Raw genomic sequence first — 14812 nt, forward strand, 5'->3', positions numbered from 1 at the left:
TTCCCCCTCAGGCGTCCACGGTCGCCGGGACGGCGTCGGTCGTCGGGACGGCGTCGCCATGCGGCGCATCCTTCCGCAGGTGCGGCTTGGCCATGAGCATGTAGACGAGGCCGATACCGACGACGATGGCCGCCGACAGGATGACGATGTAGTTGTCGTACCACGCGGCATCCGGCGTGCGCGGCCAGGCCATGTTGACCGCCGCCAGTACCTGGTAGGCGAAGGCGGCGATGGTCACCGGCAGGCCCCAGGCGCCCAGGCGGAACTTGCCGGACGGCACCCAGCCCTTGAGGCGTGCCCGCAGCGCCGCGAGGACGACCATCATGAAGGCGAGGTAGATCCCGAGTGCTGCGAAGGACACGATCTTGGTGAGCGCGTCTGCGGACACGGCCGAGCCGATGATGATGACCGCGGGCACGACGGCCGCGAGCAGCAGCGCGAAGGGCGGCACCGCGCGTCGCGGGGAGAACTTCGACAGCAGGGCGCTGCCGGGCATCATGTGGTCGCGCGCGTAGGAGTAGACGAGCCGGCTCGCGGCTGCCTGGAGGCTGAGCGCGCAGGAGAAGAACGAGATGAGCACGACAGCCAGGACGACTCGGAACCCGACGGTGCCGAAGGCGTCCTGCAGGATCGTGGTCACGGGGTCGGCGTCCTTGCCGGAGATGACGTCGCCGAAGCTCGGCACCGCGAGCAGCAGCGCAAGGGTGATGAAGAACGAGGCGAACCCGCCGATGTAGATGGTCATGCGCATCGACTTGGGGATCTGGACGCGCGGGTTCTTGACCTCCTCGGCGACGTCGCCGCAGGCCTCGAAGCCATAGAACAGGTAGAGGCCGATGAGCGCCGCGGTCAGGAACGCGGGCAGGTAGGAGCTGCCGTCGGGGACGACGCCGTGGGTGTCCACGATGACGCCTAGGTCGTGGTGGCGTTCGGTGATCAGAAGCCACCCCCCGACCACCAGCGCGCCGGCCAGCTCCGCGGCGAAGCCGAAGAACGCGATCTTGCCGAGCAGCTTCGTGCCGCCGAAGTTGAGCACGGTGACGACCGCGATCATGGCCAGGGCGCAGAGGATCGTGACGGTCGTCGAGGGCTCGATGCCCAGCACCATCGCCACGAACGGACCGGCACCGTAGGAGACGCTCGCGATGGTGACGACGAGAGCCATCATGTAGACCCAGCCGGCCATCCACGCCCAGCGGCGTCCCCAGAGACGCCGTGCCCACGGGTAGATGCCGCCCGAGACCGGGAACTGCGAGACCACCTCACCGAAGACCAGGGACACGAGCAGCTGCCCGACCGCGGCCAGCACCACCGCCCAGATCATCGGCGGACCGCCCGCCGCGAGGGCGAAGGCGAAGAGCGAGTAGACGCCGACAACGGGCGACAGGTACGTGAAGCCCAGGGAGAAGTTGCCCCACAGGGTCATGTCGCGCTTGTAGTCGGACGTGTAGCCGAGTGACGCGAGGTGCGCGTCCTCATCATCGTGCTGCACGTCCCTGTGCTGCTCGACGAAGGTCATAGCCAGGTCCTTTCACGGGTTCGCCGCCCGGCAGGGCGGCGCAGTGGCGCACACGCTAGGAACCGCGGTCACCGAGGTGGTATAGACAGATCGGCGCATGGATGCAGTCGCAATTCGCCATCCAGTCCATTGCGGAGAGGAGACGAGGTATGCCGGTTCCGCTCGCCTGGTTGCTCGCCCAGGACGACCTCGGGCTCCGGCTGGTGTCCGGCCCCGCGGACGACGTCCTCGTCGACTGGGCCCACGCCATCGAGCTCGAGGACCCCGCTCCGTATCTCTCTGGGGGTGAGCTGGTGCTCACGACCGGCCTCCGCCTACCGCGAACCGTCCATGAACAGACGGCATACGTCGACCGCTTGGCGGGCGTGGGCGTCGCCGCGCTCGCCTTCGGGACCGGCGTCCGGTTCACCGCAATCCCTCGTGGCGTCGTGACCCGCAGCGCGGACGTCGGTCTGCCCCTGCTCGAGGTCCCGCTTGCCACACCGTTCATCGCGGTGACGCAGCGCGTGGCCCATCGCCTCTCCGAGCAGCAGCAAGAGTCGCTGCAGCGAGTTGTCGCCTTCCAGCAGTCGCTCACGCGTCGGATGTTGCGCGACGGCCCTGCCGGACTCGTGTCGGGACTCGCGGCCGAGCTGCACGCACCCGTCGTGCTGCTGGATGAGCACGGCCGCACCGTGGCAGCCTCGTCGCGCGCCCAGTCGCTCACCGTCAAGCTGGCCGCCGAGCTGGTCGAGCGCCGCCCCTCCCGCTCGCATGGAGCCATCCACCGGGTGCAGTCCGACAGCGGCGGCGCCCAGCTGCACGCAGTGCACGGTCGCAACGCCCACCGCGGGTGGCTGGCGGTGGGACTCGAGGAGCTGGACCCCGACCAACGACCGCTCGTGCACCATGCGGTGGCACTCGCGACGCTGCAGCTCGACCGACCGCGCGAGCTGGAGGAGGCGCGTCTCTCCGTGGGCGCCACGGTCCTCGGACTTCTCCTGGGGCAGGCTCCGGCCGACCCAGCCCTGGTGCGACAGCTCCTCCACCTCGGCTTCGCCCCACAGGAGGTGGTGCGACTGCTCGTGCTCCAGACCACACGCCCCGCGATCGCAGAGCCGGTGGTCCAGTCGCAGCTGACGGCGGCAGGGGTGCCCCACGCTCTCGTCCGGGTGCCCCCCGGGCTCGTGGCTCTCGTGGCTGATGGCGACACCCCACTCGTGCTGGAGCGGGTCAGGCAGGCCCTGGCCGATGCGGGCGCGGGCGGCGCCTCGGTCGGAGTCAGCGGCGCCTGCGAGCCCGGGCTCGTGGCATACGCGCTCGTGCAGGCCCGCCGTGCCGCCAGGACTGCTCGGCTCACGCGAGTCCCCGTCGAGTGGTTCGACCACCTGACCCTCGAAGCAGTGCTCGACGACACCGTCGTGCGCGAGCGAGTGCGCGCGTTGTCGGAACCGAGTCTGGCCGCCCTCCGCGAGCGCGACGAGCGAGAGGGCGCGCTGCTGCGAACCCTGGAGGTGTTCCTCGACAACAACGGCTCCTGGGAGACGGCCGCCAGGGCGCTCGGCATCCACCGCCACACCCTGCGCAACCGCATCACCCGCATCGAGCAGCTGACCGGCCTCGGCCTCGACGTCGCCCAGCATCGAGTCGTCCTTGCGTTGGCGCTCGCAACGCGTGATTCCGCCGAGTCGGGGCTCTGAGCTCCAGTGAGAGCGACACGAGCTCCCGCAACAGGTCGCAGTCGACCGCCACGGCTCTGGGCGTAGGTCGGGATTCCGCCACGATGCCGGGGCGCCTACTTCCGCGGGCACTGGGGCGAGTGCGACCCTGTGCCTGTGAGCACGTCTGTGCGGCTCTTCCTCGTTTCACCAGCACGCGCGGTGCGACGCGCTCTGGCTCGTGCCCTCGATGCCGAGGAGGAGATCGAGGTCGTTGGGGAGGCAGACAGCTCGAGACAGGCGCTGGCGCGAGTGCCCGCCGTCCGGCCAGATGTCGTCCTGGCGGGGTCGCGACTGCACGATCCCGACTCCGCGGAGCTGTGCCGCCTCCTGCTGGACGCCTTGCCGGAGCTGCACGTGCTGGTGGTCGACGTTGACGCCGACCAGAAGCTGGTGGCGCGAATGATCAGTGCGGGGGCGTCCGGGATGGTGGCGGACACTGCCGACGAGGAGGACCTTGTCGACGCTATCGAGACCGCCGCCGCCGGGCAGATGGTGATGTCGGCCAGGACACTGATGGGCATCCTGCGCCGGCAGCACGAGCCGGAACCGGACGCGGTCGACAGTCTGACGCCGCTCGAGCGCGAGCTGTTCGACCTCATCGGGCAGGGGTTGAGCAACACCGAGATCGGCATCAGGCTGCGGCTCGCGCCCGGCACGGTCCGGAACTACGTGTCCCGGTTGATGCGCAAGCTCTCGGTCGACCGACGGGCCCAGCTGATCGCCCTGGCCGTGCGACGGGAACCCGACTGACGGGGAGGCCTGGACGGCAATGGGCGCCAGGTCCGGAAGGACCTGACGCCCACTGTTGTAGGAACCGCGGACCCGCTAGCTCGGATCGGTTCTCACGCGCTCGCGCCCGCGAGCTCCTTCTGCAGGACCTGCTCCACCTCTTCGTGGGGGACCACCGGCTCCGGGATCCGCGCGATGGCCGCGTCCTCCTCCAGCACGACGTCCGTCACCCGACGGCCGGTCACCTTGGAGAGGACCACGGCGTAGACCACGCCGATCGCTGCCCAGACCAGGCCGGCGATCAGGGCGTCCGCGTGCAGGAAGCTCCAGAGGACGCCCGTCAACAGCATGCCGATGACCGGCAGGACGACGTTCCTGGCAATCTGCTTGCGGCCCTTGTACTCGCGGCGTCGCCACACGAAGTAGGCGATCACCGACAGGTTCACGAAGGTGAAGGCGACGAGCGCACCGAAGTTGATCATCGAGGAGATCAGCTCGAGGCTCGGGCTGATCGCCAGCAGGGACACGACGCCCACGACGATGACCGCGCCCACGGGGGTGTGTCGGCGTGGGTGGATCGTGGCGAAGATGCGCTTCGGGTACAGGATGCCGTTGCGGCCCATGACGTGGAGCATCCGGGACACGCTCGCGTGGGAGGCCAAGGCCGAGGCGACGGTGGCTGCGAACGCGGCGGACATGAAGAGCATCTGGAACACCTGGCCACCGACCTTCAGCGCCATCTCCGGAAGCGTGTCGTCGACCAGCTCGAAGCCGGTGACGTTCGGGAAGACCGCCTGGGCGACGAAACCGGTGACCAGGAAGATGCCTCCACCGATGAGGAGGGTGATGATGATCGCCTTCGAGATGTCGGCCTTCTTGCGGGCCTCCTCGGCATACATCGTGATCGCGTCGAATCCGATGAAGGAGAAGCAGACCACCGTTGCACCGCTGAGCACCGCCGGCAGCATGACGCCCGAGTGGAAGAGCGGCTCGCTCGTGAACAGCGTGCCCTGGCCCATGCCGTGCGAGAGCTGCACGACAGCCAGGACGAGGAAGGCAATGATCATGGCGACCGCGAAGGCCACCAGCAGGAAGTTCAGCTTGGAGGTGGACTTCATGCTCCACGCGTTCAGCGCGGTGATGCCGGCGACGAAGCCGACGACCCAGATCCAGCCGGGCACCGCCGGGAACAGCGACTCCATGTACAGCCGGATGATCAGCGCGTTCACGAGGGGCAGCAGCAGGTAGTCCAGCAGCGCCGCCCAGCCGACCATGAAGCCGACTCGCGGGTGAATGGCCTCGCGGGCGTAGGTGTAGGCCGAACCCGCGGAGGGGAAGACCTTCGCCATCCGGCCGTAGCTGATCGCCGTGAACAGCATCACGACCAGCGCCACCATGTAGGTCAACGGCACCACGCCGTTGGTCTCCTCGGTCACGATTCCGAAGGTGTCGAACAGGACAGTGGGCGTCATGTACCCGAGGCCGAGGCCGACGATGGCCCACAACCCCAGGGACCGCGTCAGTCCGCCTTGCTTGCTCATGCTTTCCTTCCAATTCTTGATGGAGGACTGCAAGAGGACCACCCCGCCTGCAGTCGCCGAACGCCGGTGGGCTAATGTGCCAGCCGTCGTTGTTGGCAGTTCAAATGGTGCCGGGAGGCGACCGGGCGCGAAGCCGTCAAGTGTCACCGACCGTCGCCCGTCTGTCATCAGTTCCGACAACTCTTGTCATCGAATCGTGTGACGGACCGGCTCCAGATGAGGGTGCGGCATCGGAGAGCGGGCCGTCGCTGGACAGAATGTCGATTTCGGGGTAAGGAAGTCGACGACATGTCCATGGATGCTGCACGGGTTCCCTGTCATCGTTGGCTCACCATGAACATGAAGGGATCCACCATGAATGCCAGCGACTCTCTGCCGACACGTGTCGCCGAAGCCCTGCAGCAGGGACTCGCATCCGCCGCAGCGGCGGGCAGCTCCTCCGTCGAGGCCGAGCACCTCGCGCCCGAGCAGCTCGACACCCTCGCCGAAGCCACCTTGGCGCACTTGCGGTCGCGGCGCGGAACGGCGTCCGACATCGAGGGATGGACGCTCGTCACCGCGCGTGATGCCGCCGTGATGGCGTGGTGGACGCAGGTCTCGGAGCTGTCGACGAGCGAGCGGCGCCGGCTCGAGACGCTGCGCCAGCACGTGTATGACGTGCTCGTCGACCGCACACTGGTCGTGCGGGACACGGATCACACCACGTCCCTGCACGTGTCGCCCGCCGCGCAGCCGCGCACGTGGATCCTGAAGCTGTCGCCCTACCTGTACGACGTCAACCGTGTGTTTGGTGCGCCCGATCGACGGGTTCGCTTGTGGTCTGTCGAGGACCACGAGCGCTCCATGAGCATGGAGCAGGGCGACCTGGTCTACCTCTGGGTGGGCGAGGGGGACCCGTACCGCGAGGCCGGCGTGTGGGGTGCAGGCCACGTCGCGGGACCCATCGTGCTCGGTGTCGCCGACGACGGCTGGCTCGACTACGAGGCCGCCAGCCGGGCCAGCACCTTTGTCGTCGTGGACATCGCGCTGCTGGACGCCCCCGTGACCCGTGAGACGTTCCTCGACGACTCACGCCTGGTCGATGCCGAGGTGATCCGCGACCCGTTCGCGCCGAACCCCGGGGTGCTCACCGCCACCGAGGCTGCTGCCCTGGCCGAGTACCTCCCGTCGGACGCCGTGCCGGACCAGCCCCAGGTCGCCTGATACACAAGGGACTTCCTGTCGAACTGCAGGGTGGGCGCCGCCGGGCGAATGGACCCGGCGGCGCCTCTTGTCGTCGCGGGTGCGTACTGGCGAGTGCGTCGTTTGTCGGACCCGCGGTCAGGCTGGGCCGCGGGTCGGGAACCGCGGGACTACGGTCAGCACCAGCGGGGCGACCGCGTCACTTGACGTACGCGATCGGCATCGGTGAGGCAGGTTCGGGGATCGGCTCCGAGACGTACTCCGCACGGATCCCGTCGATGTAGGACCGGCAGCGCTTCGTCAGTCCGTCAGCGGTCTGCATGCGACCCTTGGTGACGAGGATGCCGAGGTCCGCTCCCTTGAAGCGGTAGTCGCCTGTTCCGTAGACGCGGAGGTAGAAGGCCTCGTCCTCGTGGGTGACGTCGTGCCAGTCATTGCTCACGCGCGCGAACTCGAGCCCGCCCTCCTCGTCGAGGTGGTAGGTGCCCGTCCGAGGCGCCCGGAGGATGCGCTCCACGACGTCCGCGGGCTCCTTCATGATCAGCTGGGCCCATACGTCGACCGCTGCAAGCTCCCGCCACCGATCGTTGATCTCCTCGACATCGACGGAGTAGTCGACGTCCATGAACTCCAGCAGGTGGAACAGGAAGAGCGGTACGTCGGCGTAAGCACCGGCGGTCACGTTGGTCATCGAGGAGGCACCCGAGATGCGCGGGTTCAGCTCGCCGAGATAGACCTCGTCGTCATTGAGGTCGACCAGCACGTCGATCTCGAGAAACCCCAAGTAGCCCTCCTCGGCCAGCCGGTCGCCGAGCCGCCGCACGTGGCCGATCGCGGTTGCGCGCTGTTTCGACGTCAGCGCCTCGGGGAACAGGTCGTTTCCGCACCACCCACCCTTGTAGGGCGTGAGCTCCGGGTAGCCAGTCAGGTCGGTCATGAACGGCCCGACGACCGTCCCGTGACGGGTGATGCAGGCCTCGACGGCGGCGGCCTTGTTGTCGATGCGCCTCATGATCTTGAGCTGCTCGCCGACGAGGTCTTCGACATTCCTGTCCCAGTCCTTCTCGGAGCGGAGAAAGAAGGTCGTCTTTCCCGAGTCGCCGTAGGGGGTCTGGACCACCAGGTCGGTCCCGAGACCGTGGTGCTCCGACAACGTCGTGAGCTCCCCCCAGCTGTGCGCAGTGCCAAGGACGTTCGGCACGGACGGAGCGCCCGCCTCATTGCCGAGCTGGGTCGTCACGATCTTCGAGTCCAGGCGTCGCCGGAGCGAGTCAGGCGGCAGGATGAGCTGGTACCCCAGCTCGCGGCAGATGTCCTCGGTCTCCTCGTCGAAGAACACCATGACCACCATCGGCGTGCCGCCGCGGCGTCGCAGGTAGGTCTGCACCTCGACGTCGCGCAGTAGGTAGTTGTTGATCTGCTCGCTCGACTCGAACTCGACATAGGGCTTGTTCCGAGGGGTGAACAACCGTGGATGGGCACCATCCCACGAGTCGTAGTACACGATGTACTCGAAGTTGCGCACCCACCGGTCGATTCCCAGCAGGTTGAAGGCGGTCGGCCCCACAAAGTAGATCGGTTGGGAGTTCGTCCGGAAGAAAGACCTGATCTCGGAGATCCCGTTGAGGTGCTGGGTCATGGTTGCTCCTCCTGGTGCCCTTCAGGTTAGAGCCAATGTCTCGGCGGTGTCACCGCAAGCATTCAGGCGAGGAACCCGCGCGGACGCTGTGAGGATGCGCCGCTCCGCCGAACCCCGGACACGACCCCCGGCAGTCGGCGGGCCGCGCCCGTGGACGGCCGGTTCACGAAGGAGCCGCCGACGGCGTCGAGTGCGCGCAGCGTGTCCTGGACATATGCCGGGTTCTGGGCATCGGGCCAGCTCGACAGCTTCACCGCCACGGTGCCGGTCCGCCGGCTCACGTGCAGCATCTGCCCGTGGATGCCGAGCGCGAGCAGGACATCACCGTGTTCACCGGGCCGGAACCAGAACTGGTTGCGGTACCACCCCCCCGGGAATGCCGCCTCGGCCGGGGAGGACAGGAAGGCCTGCCGGGCGTCGGCGTCCACGGCCCAGGACCTGCGCAGCCATGGGGCAGGCAGCACCTGGACGGTGCCCCCCCTGCCGTCGGGTACCGCGCCACCATCGAGGATCATCTGACCGAACCGCAGGAGGTCGGTCGCGGTAGCGGCCAGTCCTCCGTCGTGAACCGCCGTACCGACGGCGTCGCAGATGATCTCGGCGTCGCGGGCCGCGCCCATGGGCGCCCACACGAGATCCGACATCAGGTCGGCCATCCGCGCGCCCCCTGCCCGCTCGCAGACCCAGCCCAGGGCATCGGTCTCGCCTGACCGGTAGAGGAAGCGGCTCCCATGGGGCGCCTCGGCGCGCAGCGTGCCCAGGAACGGGTACAGCCCGCGTGGCACCTCCGCCGCAGGGCCGGCGCCACCACCAGGAACGATCCACCGGTCGAGCATCCGGACCTCGGCGTCCGGGTCTGTGTAGTCCTCTCGGAACCGCACACCGCTGCGCATGTCCAGCAGCTGCTGGACGGTCGCCCCGGCATACCCCGTGCCATCGAGCTCTGGCACATAGTCCGCCACGTCGCGATCGAGCTCCAGGGCGCCTCGGTCGGCCAAAACTGCGGCGACGCAGCCCACGACCGACTTCGTCACCGACAGGAGGGCGTGAGGCTGCGACGGCCCCCCGGTCGGGGCATACCCCTCCGCGACGACGACGCCGCCCTGCGCCACGGCATACGCGTCGGTGAAAGTCCTGGCGAGGACGTCTCCCACGGTCGCGGTGGACCGGTCGTGCAGCACCACCTCGATCGACAGCAGCTCCGCGTCGGCGGGCGCCCGGGGCAGCTCTCGAACCGGGCCTGCGCCCCGGGACACCCGCTGGGTCGGCAACAGCTCCCTCACATGCCAGAACGACCACCTGTTCTGGGGCGGTTCCTGCCAGTTCGTGGGGGTGGTGGATGCGTCTCGCCGCAGCGGATCGCCCGACCCGAACATGGCGGCAGCATAGTCGAGGGGCGTCGGGTACCGTGACCGCATGCAGCCCGCCCCAGCGGACGTCCCGCCTCGCATGACCGGATTTCCGCCACCCGATGAGACCGTGGTTTCGCTTGCCAGCTGGCAGGATTCGCGCAACGTGCGATGGGCGTTCCAGCACATGCGCGAGCTCATACCCACCCACGCGATCCCCGCCGACCCGGTGCGAGTGCGACCGCTGACCGTCAGGCCCCGGCCGGGTGCACTCGACGTCGACGTCGTCCGGCTCGACGGGTCGTCCGCGACCGCTGCGGAGGTATTCGACGATACTTTCACCGACGCCCTCCTCGTCGTTCGTGATGGTGTCGTCGTCGAGGAGCGCTACGTCGGAGACATGACGGCTCGCACCCCCCACCTGCTGATGTCGGTGTCCAAGTCCGTCGTGGGCTGTGTGGCCGGAATCCTGACCCGGGAGGGCCTGCTCGAGCCCGGGGCGCCCGTGACCGACTACGTCTGGGAGGTCCGGGGCTCGGGCTACGACGGCGCGACCGTCCGCGACCTTCTCGACATGCGCACCGGCGTGGTCTTCCGGGAGACCTACGAGCACCCCGAGGCCGAGGTCCGTGTCATGGAGCGGTCGATGGGATGGCGACCGATCCAGCCCGGCGACCCCGTCGGGATGTACGAGTACCTGACGACGATGCGCAGCTCGGAGCCGCATGGCGGCGTGTTCACGTACCGGTCGGCCGACACGGACATGCTCGGCTGGGTGTGCGAGCGCGCCGCCGGCAGGCGGATGGCTGACCTCGTCTCGCGGCTGCTCTGGATCCCGATGGGGGCCGAGCACGACGCCGACATCACCTGCGACCAGCTCGGTTCCGCTGTTCACGACGGCGGGATGAGCGCAGTTGCCCGAGACCTGGCCCGGTTCGGTCAGCTTCTCCTCGACGAGGGCCGGGTCAACGGCCGTGAGGTCGTGCCGAGCAGCTGGATCAGAGACGCGTGGCGGCCGCCCGCCGACGTTCGTCACGCTTTCGCGGTGACCGACAACAACGAGGTCCTCCCGAACGGGTGGTACCGCAACCAGTTCTGGTTCGTCCCGCACCACCACAGCACGGCGCTCGTCTGCCTCGGCATCCACGGGCAGATGATTCACGTCGACCCGGCCACCCGAACGGTCGGCGTGAAGCTGTCCAGCTGGCCGACGGCCCAGAACACGTCGTACCTCGTCGACACGCTGCGAGCCTTCGGCGCCATCGGTCGTTCCTGACTGTGGGCGGATCCGGGTGAGTCCTCACCCCTCGAAGCCGTGGTGGACCATCACGTGCTTGATCCGGGTGTAGTCCTCGAACCCGTACATCGACAGGTCCTTTCCGTACCCGGAGTGCTTGAAGCCACCGTGCGGCATCTCCGCGACGAGGGGGATGTGGGTATTGACCCACACGCAGCCCGCGTCGATCCGCATCGCCATGCGGTTGGCCCGCCCCACGTCCTGGGTCCACACCGAGGAGGCGAGTCCGTACTGGCTGCCGTTGGCAAAGGCGACGGCCTCGTCCTCGTCGGTGAACCTCTGCACCGTGAGCACCGGCCCGAAGATCTCCGTGGTGATCAGCTCGTCGTCCTGGCGCAGGTCGGCGACGACCGTCGGCTCGTAGAAGAAGCCCGCACCTCCGGCCCGGCGGCCGCCCGTGGTCACCTTGGCGTGTTCCGGAGCGCGCTCGACCAGGCCTGAGACGTGCGCGAGCTGGTTGGGGTTGTTGATCGGGCCATAGAGAATGTCCTCGTCCTCGGCGTCGTAACCCGTCTTGGTGTTCTTGGCGGCCTCCGTCAGCGCGCTGACGAAGTCGTCATACACCCCCTTCTCGGCAAGCACCCGGGTGGCTGCCGTGCAGTCCTGCCCGGCATTGAACAGACCGGCGACCGAGATCCCGTCGACCGCCTGCTCGAGGTCCGCGTCGTCGAAGACCACGACGGGTGCCTTGCCGCCCAGCTCGAGGTGGGCGCGCTTGAGGTCGGCCGCGGCCGCGGTCGCCACAGCGATCCCCGCCCTGGTGGAGCCCGTGATGGACACGAGCTGCGGGATCGGGTGCGCGGTGAGGGCAGCTCCGGTGTCGCGGTCGCCGCAGATGAGGTTGCATACGCCGGGCGGGAAGATCTCCTGCATCTTGGAGACCATCCAGTACGACGAGGCAGGCGTCGTGTCGGACGGCTTCAGCACGACCGTGTTGCCGGCGGCAAGTGCGGGTGCGAACTTCCACACCGACATCATCATCGGGTAGTTCCACGGGGCCACCTGGCCGACCGGACCGATCGGCTCGCGCCGGATCGAGGACGTGAAGCCGCGCATATACTCGCCGGTCGACCTGCCCTCGAGCACGCGGGCCGCCCCAGCGAAGAAGCGGATCTGGTCGACCATCGGGGGAATCTCCTCCGAGCGAGTGAGTGCCACCGGCTTGCCGGTGTTCTCGCTCTCGATCGCGACGAGCTCATCGGCGTTCTCCTCGATGACGTCGGCAAGCTTGAGCAGGGCTCTCTGTCGCTCCGATGGGGTCGTCCAGCGCCAGGTTTCGAAGGCCTTGCCGGCCGCCTTGAAGGCGAGGTCCACGTCCGCCTCGTCTGAGCGAGGCGCAGATGCGTACACGTCGCCCGTCGAGGGATTGACGATATCCATCATCGCGCCCGAGGCGCTCGTCTGGACCTCCCCATTGATGATGTTGTGAAAGACCATCTTGTCCGACATTTCCGTGCCTCCTCGACCGGCGTTGTGGGCACATTCACGCTAGCCCTGATGGACGGGATTTCGACAGACCGGATTCTCACGGTGGCCGTCGTTCGTGCGTGGTGGTTTGATGGCAGGCAATCACGGGGTGCACGGAGGAGGCGGGGACATGGCGCAGCATCCACTCGAGCCGCTCGGAGCCGACGAGTTCCGGAAGACAGCGCAGGTCCTGCGACGAGAGCAACGGGTGACTGATGCCTGGCGGTTCGCGTCCATCGAGCTGGTCGAGCCCACGAAGGCCGAGGTGAAGGCCTGGAGTCCGGGCGACCACCTTCCACGGCAGACGCAAGCGGTCGTGTGGAACCGCGAGGACAACCAGACCTATGAGGCCGTCGTCGACCTCGATCAGGACTCGGTCGTGTCGTGGACGCACGTTCCCGGTGTGGTGCCGAACTTCACGGTGGACGAGCTGTACGAGTGCGACGAGACGATGCGAAAGCATCCCGAGGTGATCGCCGCGCTGGCGAAGCGCGGGATCACCGACCTGTCCCTCGTCCTGGTCGACGTCTGGACCTACGGTCGGCAGCTGATTCCTGAGCAGTGGCGGGACCGTCGCGTGGGATGGTGCGACCTGTGGATCCGGGAGACCCCGGACGGAAACCCCTTCGCCCACCCCGTCTCCGGACTGAAGCTCATCGTCGACGTGAACACCATGGAGCTGCTCGAGATCGAGGAGGAGACCGACCACGGCAGACCAGAGGTGCAGGGCGAGTACGTTCCGGGGCTGTGGACCGGTGAGCAGCGCACCGACCTCAAGCCGCTGTTCGTCACGCAGCCCGAGGGAGTGTCGTTCACCATCGACGGCACGGAGCTGAAGTGGCAGAACTGGTCGATGCGGCTGGGGTTCAACCATCGCGAGGGTCCGGTCATCTTCCTGGTGACGTACGACGACCACGGCGTGACTCGTGACATCGCCTACCGGATGTCGCTCGCCGAGATGGTGGTGCCTTATCGGGATTCGTCGTTCGACCACTACCGGCGCACCGCTTACGACATCGGCGAGTGGGGGCTCGGCTTCCTCGTCACGTCGCTGGAGCTTGGCTGTGACTGCCTCGGCGAGATCGTGTACGTCGACGCTGTCATGCACGACAGCAAGGCCGAGCCCTACGACATCCCGAACGCAATCTGCATCCACGAGGAGGACAACGCCGTCCTGTGGAAGCACGTCGACGGTCACACGGGGGCCGAGGTCCGACGCATGCGCCGGCTCGTCGTGTCCTGTCACGCCACCGTGGCGAACTACGAGTACCTCATCTACTGGCGCTTCTACCAAGACGGGAACATCGAGTGCGAGGTGCGTGCCACCGGCATCATGGTCACCACGCCGTTCGGTGAAGGCGAGGATGCCCCTCGGACAGGCACCGTGGTGGACCGGCGAACCTATGCACCGTTCCACCAGCACTTCATCGTCGCCCGGCTCGACCTCGACATCGATGGCGGGGAGAACACCGTCATGGAGGTGGACTCGGAGGCATTGCCCATCTCCGCCGACAACCCCTACGGCCTGGACCTGGTGACCGTGTCCACCGCGGTCACGTCCGAGGCCGAGGCAGCGCGCGACTACAGCTGGGAACGTCAGCGGTCCTGGAAGGTCGTGAATCCCAACCGCACCAACAAGCACGGGACCAACACGGCATACAAGCTGGTGCCGGGCGGCGCGTTCCCGGCGATGCTGGACCCCACCAGCGCACAGTACCTGCGAGCTCCGGTCATCGGCCACACACTGTGGGTGACCCGGCACCATGACGACGAGCGCTGGCCTGCGGGTGCCTACCCGACGCAGTCCGAGCACGACACCGGCATGTCGAGATGGGTCGCGGACGACGAACCGCTCGAGAACACCGACGTCGTGCTGTGGTACGTCTTCGGCCTCCACCACATCACGCGCGTCGAGGAGTGGCCGATCATGCCCGCGGACATCATTTCGTTCTGGCTCAAGCCGTTCGGATTCTTCGACCAGAACCCGGCCATCGACGTCGCGCAGTCGGAGAAGGCACCTGACGGCGACCACTGCCACACCGTCTACGACTATCAGCACCACCTGCACCACTGACACCACGGCCAGGCACTTGGCCTCCATCATGAGCGCGTCGGCGATGACGGCCGCGTCGGTCCGATGACGTAGCCGTTCGGATCGTCGCACCTCGCCGAGCGTAATTCCGCGGGTGGATGAGCGGCCGCGGTCGGGTTCGTGTCCTTCTCCGACCGCCGAAAAAAACACCCATTCCGAAAAGGCAATCGGCGCCATCAACCGGTCAAACTGCGGATCGCTGCGCATTCCGGGCTCGCCACCGGCGGAAGACCCCATTGTCCCGAACCGGGAGGCAACGGTATTTCTTTCGTTTACGGGAGATGCGTGGCAGAGAAG

General features: G+C 67.6%; 10 protein-coding genes. 5 read left to right on the top strand and 5 right to left on the bottom strand.

What is annotated here, in order from left to right:
• Positions 1–7: 7 nt before the first annotated feature.
• A complete protein-coding gene (locus ACWEOW_RS07390) occupies positions 8–1519 on the bottom strand; it encodes an APC family permease (RefSeq protein ID WP_452268529.1) in 1512 nt (503 codons plus the stop codon).
• A 149-nt stretch (positions 1520–1668) separates the two neighbouring features.
• On the opposite strand from ACWEOW_RS07390, the gene ACWEOW_RS07395 reads away from it, so the two are divergent.
• Positions 1669–3198, top strand: coding sequence for a PucR family transcriptional regulator (locus ACWEOW_RS07395; protein WP_452268530.1), 1530 nt, complete (start codon positions 1669–1671; stop codon positions 3196–3198).
• 135 nt (positions 3199–3333) lie between these two features.
• Positions 3334–3969, top strand: coding sequence for a LuxR C-terminal-related transcriptional regulator (locus ACWEOW_RS07400; RefSeq protein ID WP_452268531.1), 636 nt, complete (start codon positions 3334–3336; stop codon positions 3967–3969).
• Between the two features lie 92 nt (positions 3970–4061).
• Here the strand turns inward: ACWEOW_RS07400 and ACWEOW_RS07405 are convergent, their stop codons facing one another.
• Positions 4062–5489: an APC family permease gene (locus ACWEOW_RS07405; protein ID WP_452268532.1), complete on the bottom strand. Its 1428-nt coding sequence runs from the start codon at positions 5487–5489 to the stop codon at positions 4062–4064.
• A 354-nt stretch (positions 5490–5843) separates the two neighbouring features.
• Here ACWEOW_RS07405 and ACWEOW_RS07410 point away from each other — a divergent pair, with 354 nt between their 5' ends.
• The gene (locus ACWEOW_RS07410; protein ID WP_452268533.1) at positions 5844–6692 is read left to right on the top strand and encodes a hypothetical protein; all 849 of its coding nucleotides are present in this window, start codon (positions 5844–5846) and stop codon (positions 6690–6692) included.
• Between the two features lie 178 nt (positions 6693–6870).
• On the opposite strand, the gene ACWEOW_RS07415 is transcribed toward ACWEOW_RS07410, so the two are convergent.
• Together ACWEOW_RS07415 and ACWEOW_RS07420 are read right to left on the bottom strand one after the other, a co-directional pair.
• Positions 6871–8310, bottom strand: coding sequence for a biotin carboxylase (locus tag ACWEOW_RS07415; RefSeq protein ID WP_452268534.1), 1440 nt, complete (start codon positions 8308–8310; stop codon positions 6871–6873).
• 62 nt (positions 8311–8372) lie between these two features.
• Positions 8373–9686, bottom strand: a complete 1314-nt coding sequence (locus ACWEOW_RS07420) for a serine hydrolase domain-containing protein (protein WP_452268535.1) — start codon at positions 9684–9686, stop codon at positions 8373–8375.
• A gap of 40 nt (positions 9687–9726) precedes the next feature.
• On the opposite strand from ACWEOW_RS07420, the gene ACWEOW_RS07425 reads away from it, so the two are divergent.
• Positions 9727–10935 carry a serine hydrolase domain-containing protein gene (locus ACWEOW_RS07425; RefSeq protein WP_452268536.1) on the top strand — a complete coding sequence of 403 codons (1209 nt, stop codon included), beginning with the start codon at positions 9727–9729 and terminating at the stop codon, positions 10933–10935.
• Positions 10936–10959: 24 nt separating this feature from the next.
• Here the strand turns inward: ACWEOW_RS07425 and ACWEOW_RS07430 are convergent, their stop codons facing one another.
• Positions 10960–12405: a gamma-aminobutyraldehyde dehydrogenase gene (locus ACWEOW_RS07430; RefSeq protein ID WP_452268537.1), complete on the bottom strand. Its 1446-nt coding sequence runs from the start codon at positions 12403–12405 to the stop codon at positions 10960–10962.
• 148 nt (positions 12406–12553) lie between these two features.
• Here ACWEOW_RS07430 and ACWEOW_RS07435 point away from each other — a divergent pair, with 148 nt between their 5' ends.
• Positions 12554–14497: a primary-amine oxidase gene (locus ACWEOW_RS07435; protein WP_452268538.1), complete on the top strand. Its 1944-nt coding sequence runs from the start codon at positions 12554–12556 to the stop codon at positions 14495–14497.
• The last annotated feature ends 315 nt before the right edge of the window (positions 14498–14812 follow it).

This window comes from Monashia sp. NPDC004114, assembly GCF_053603855.1.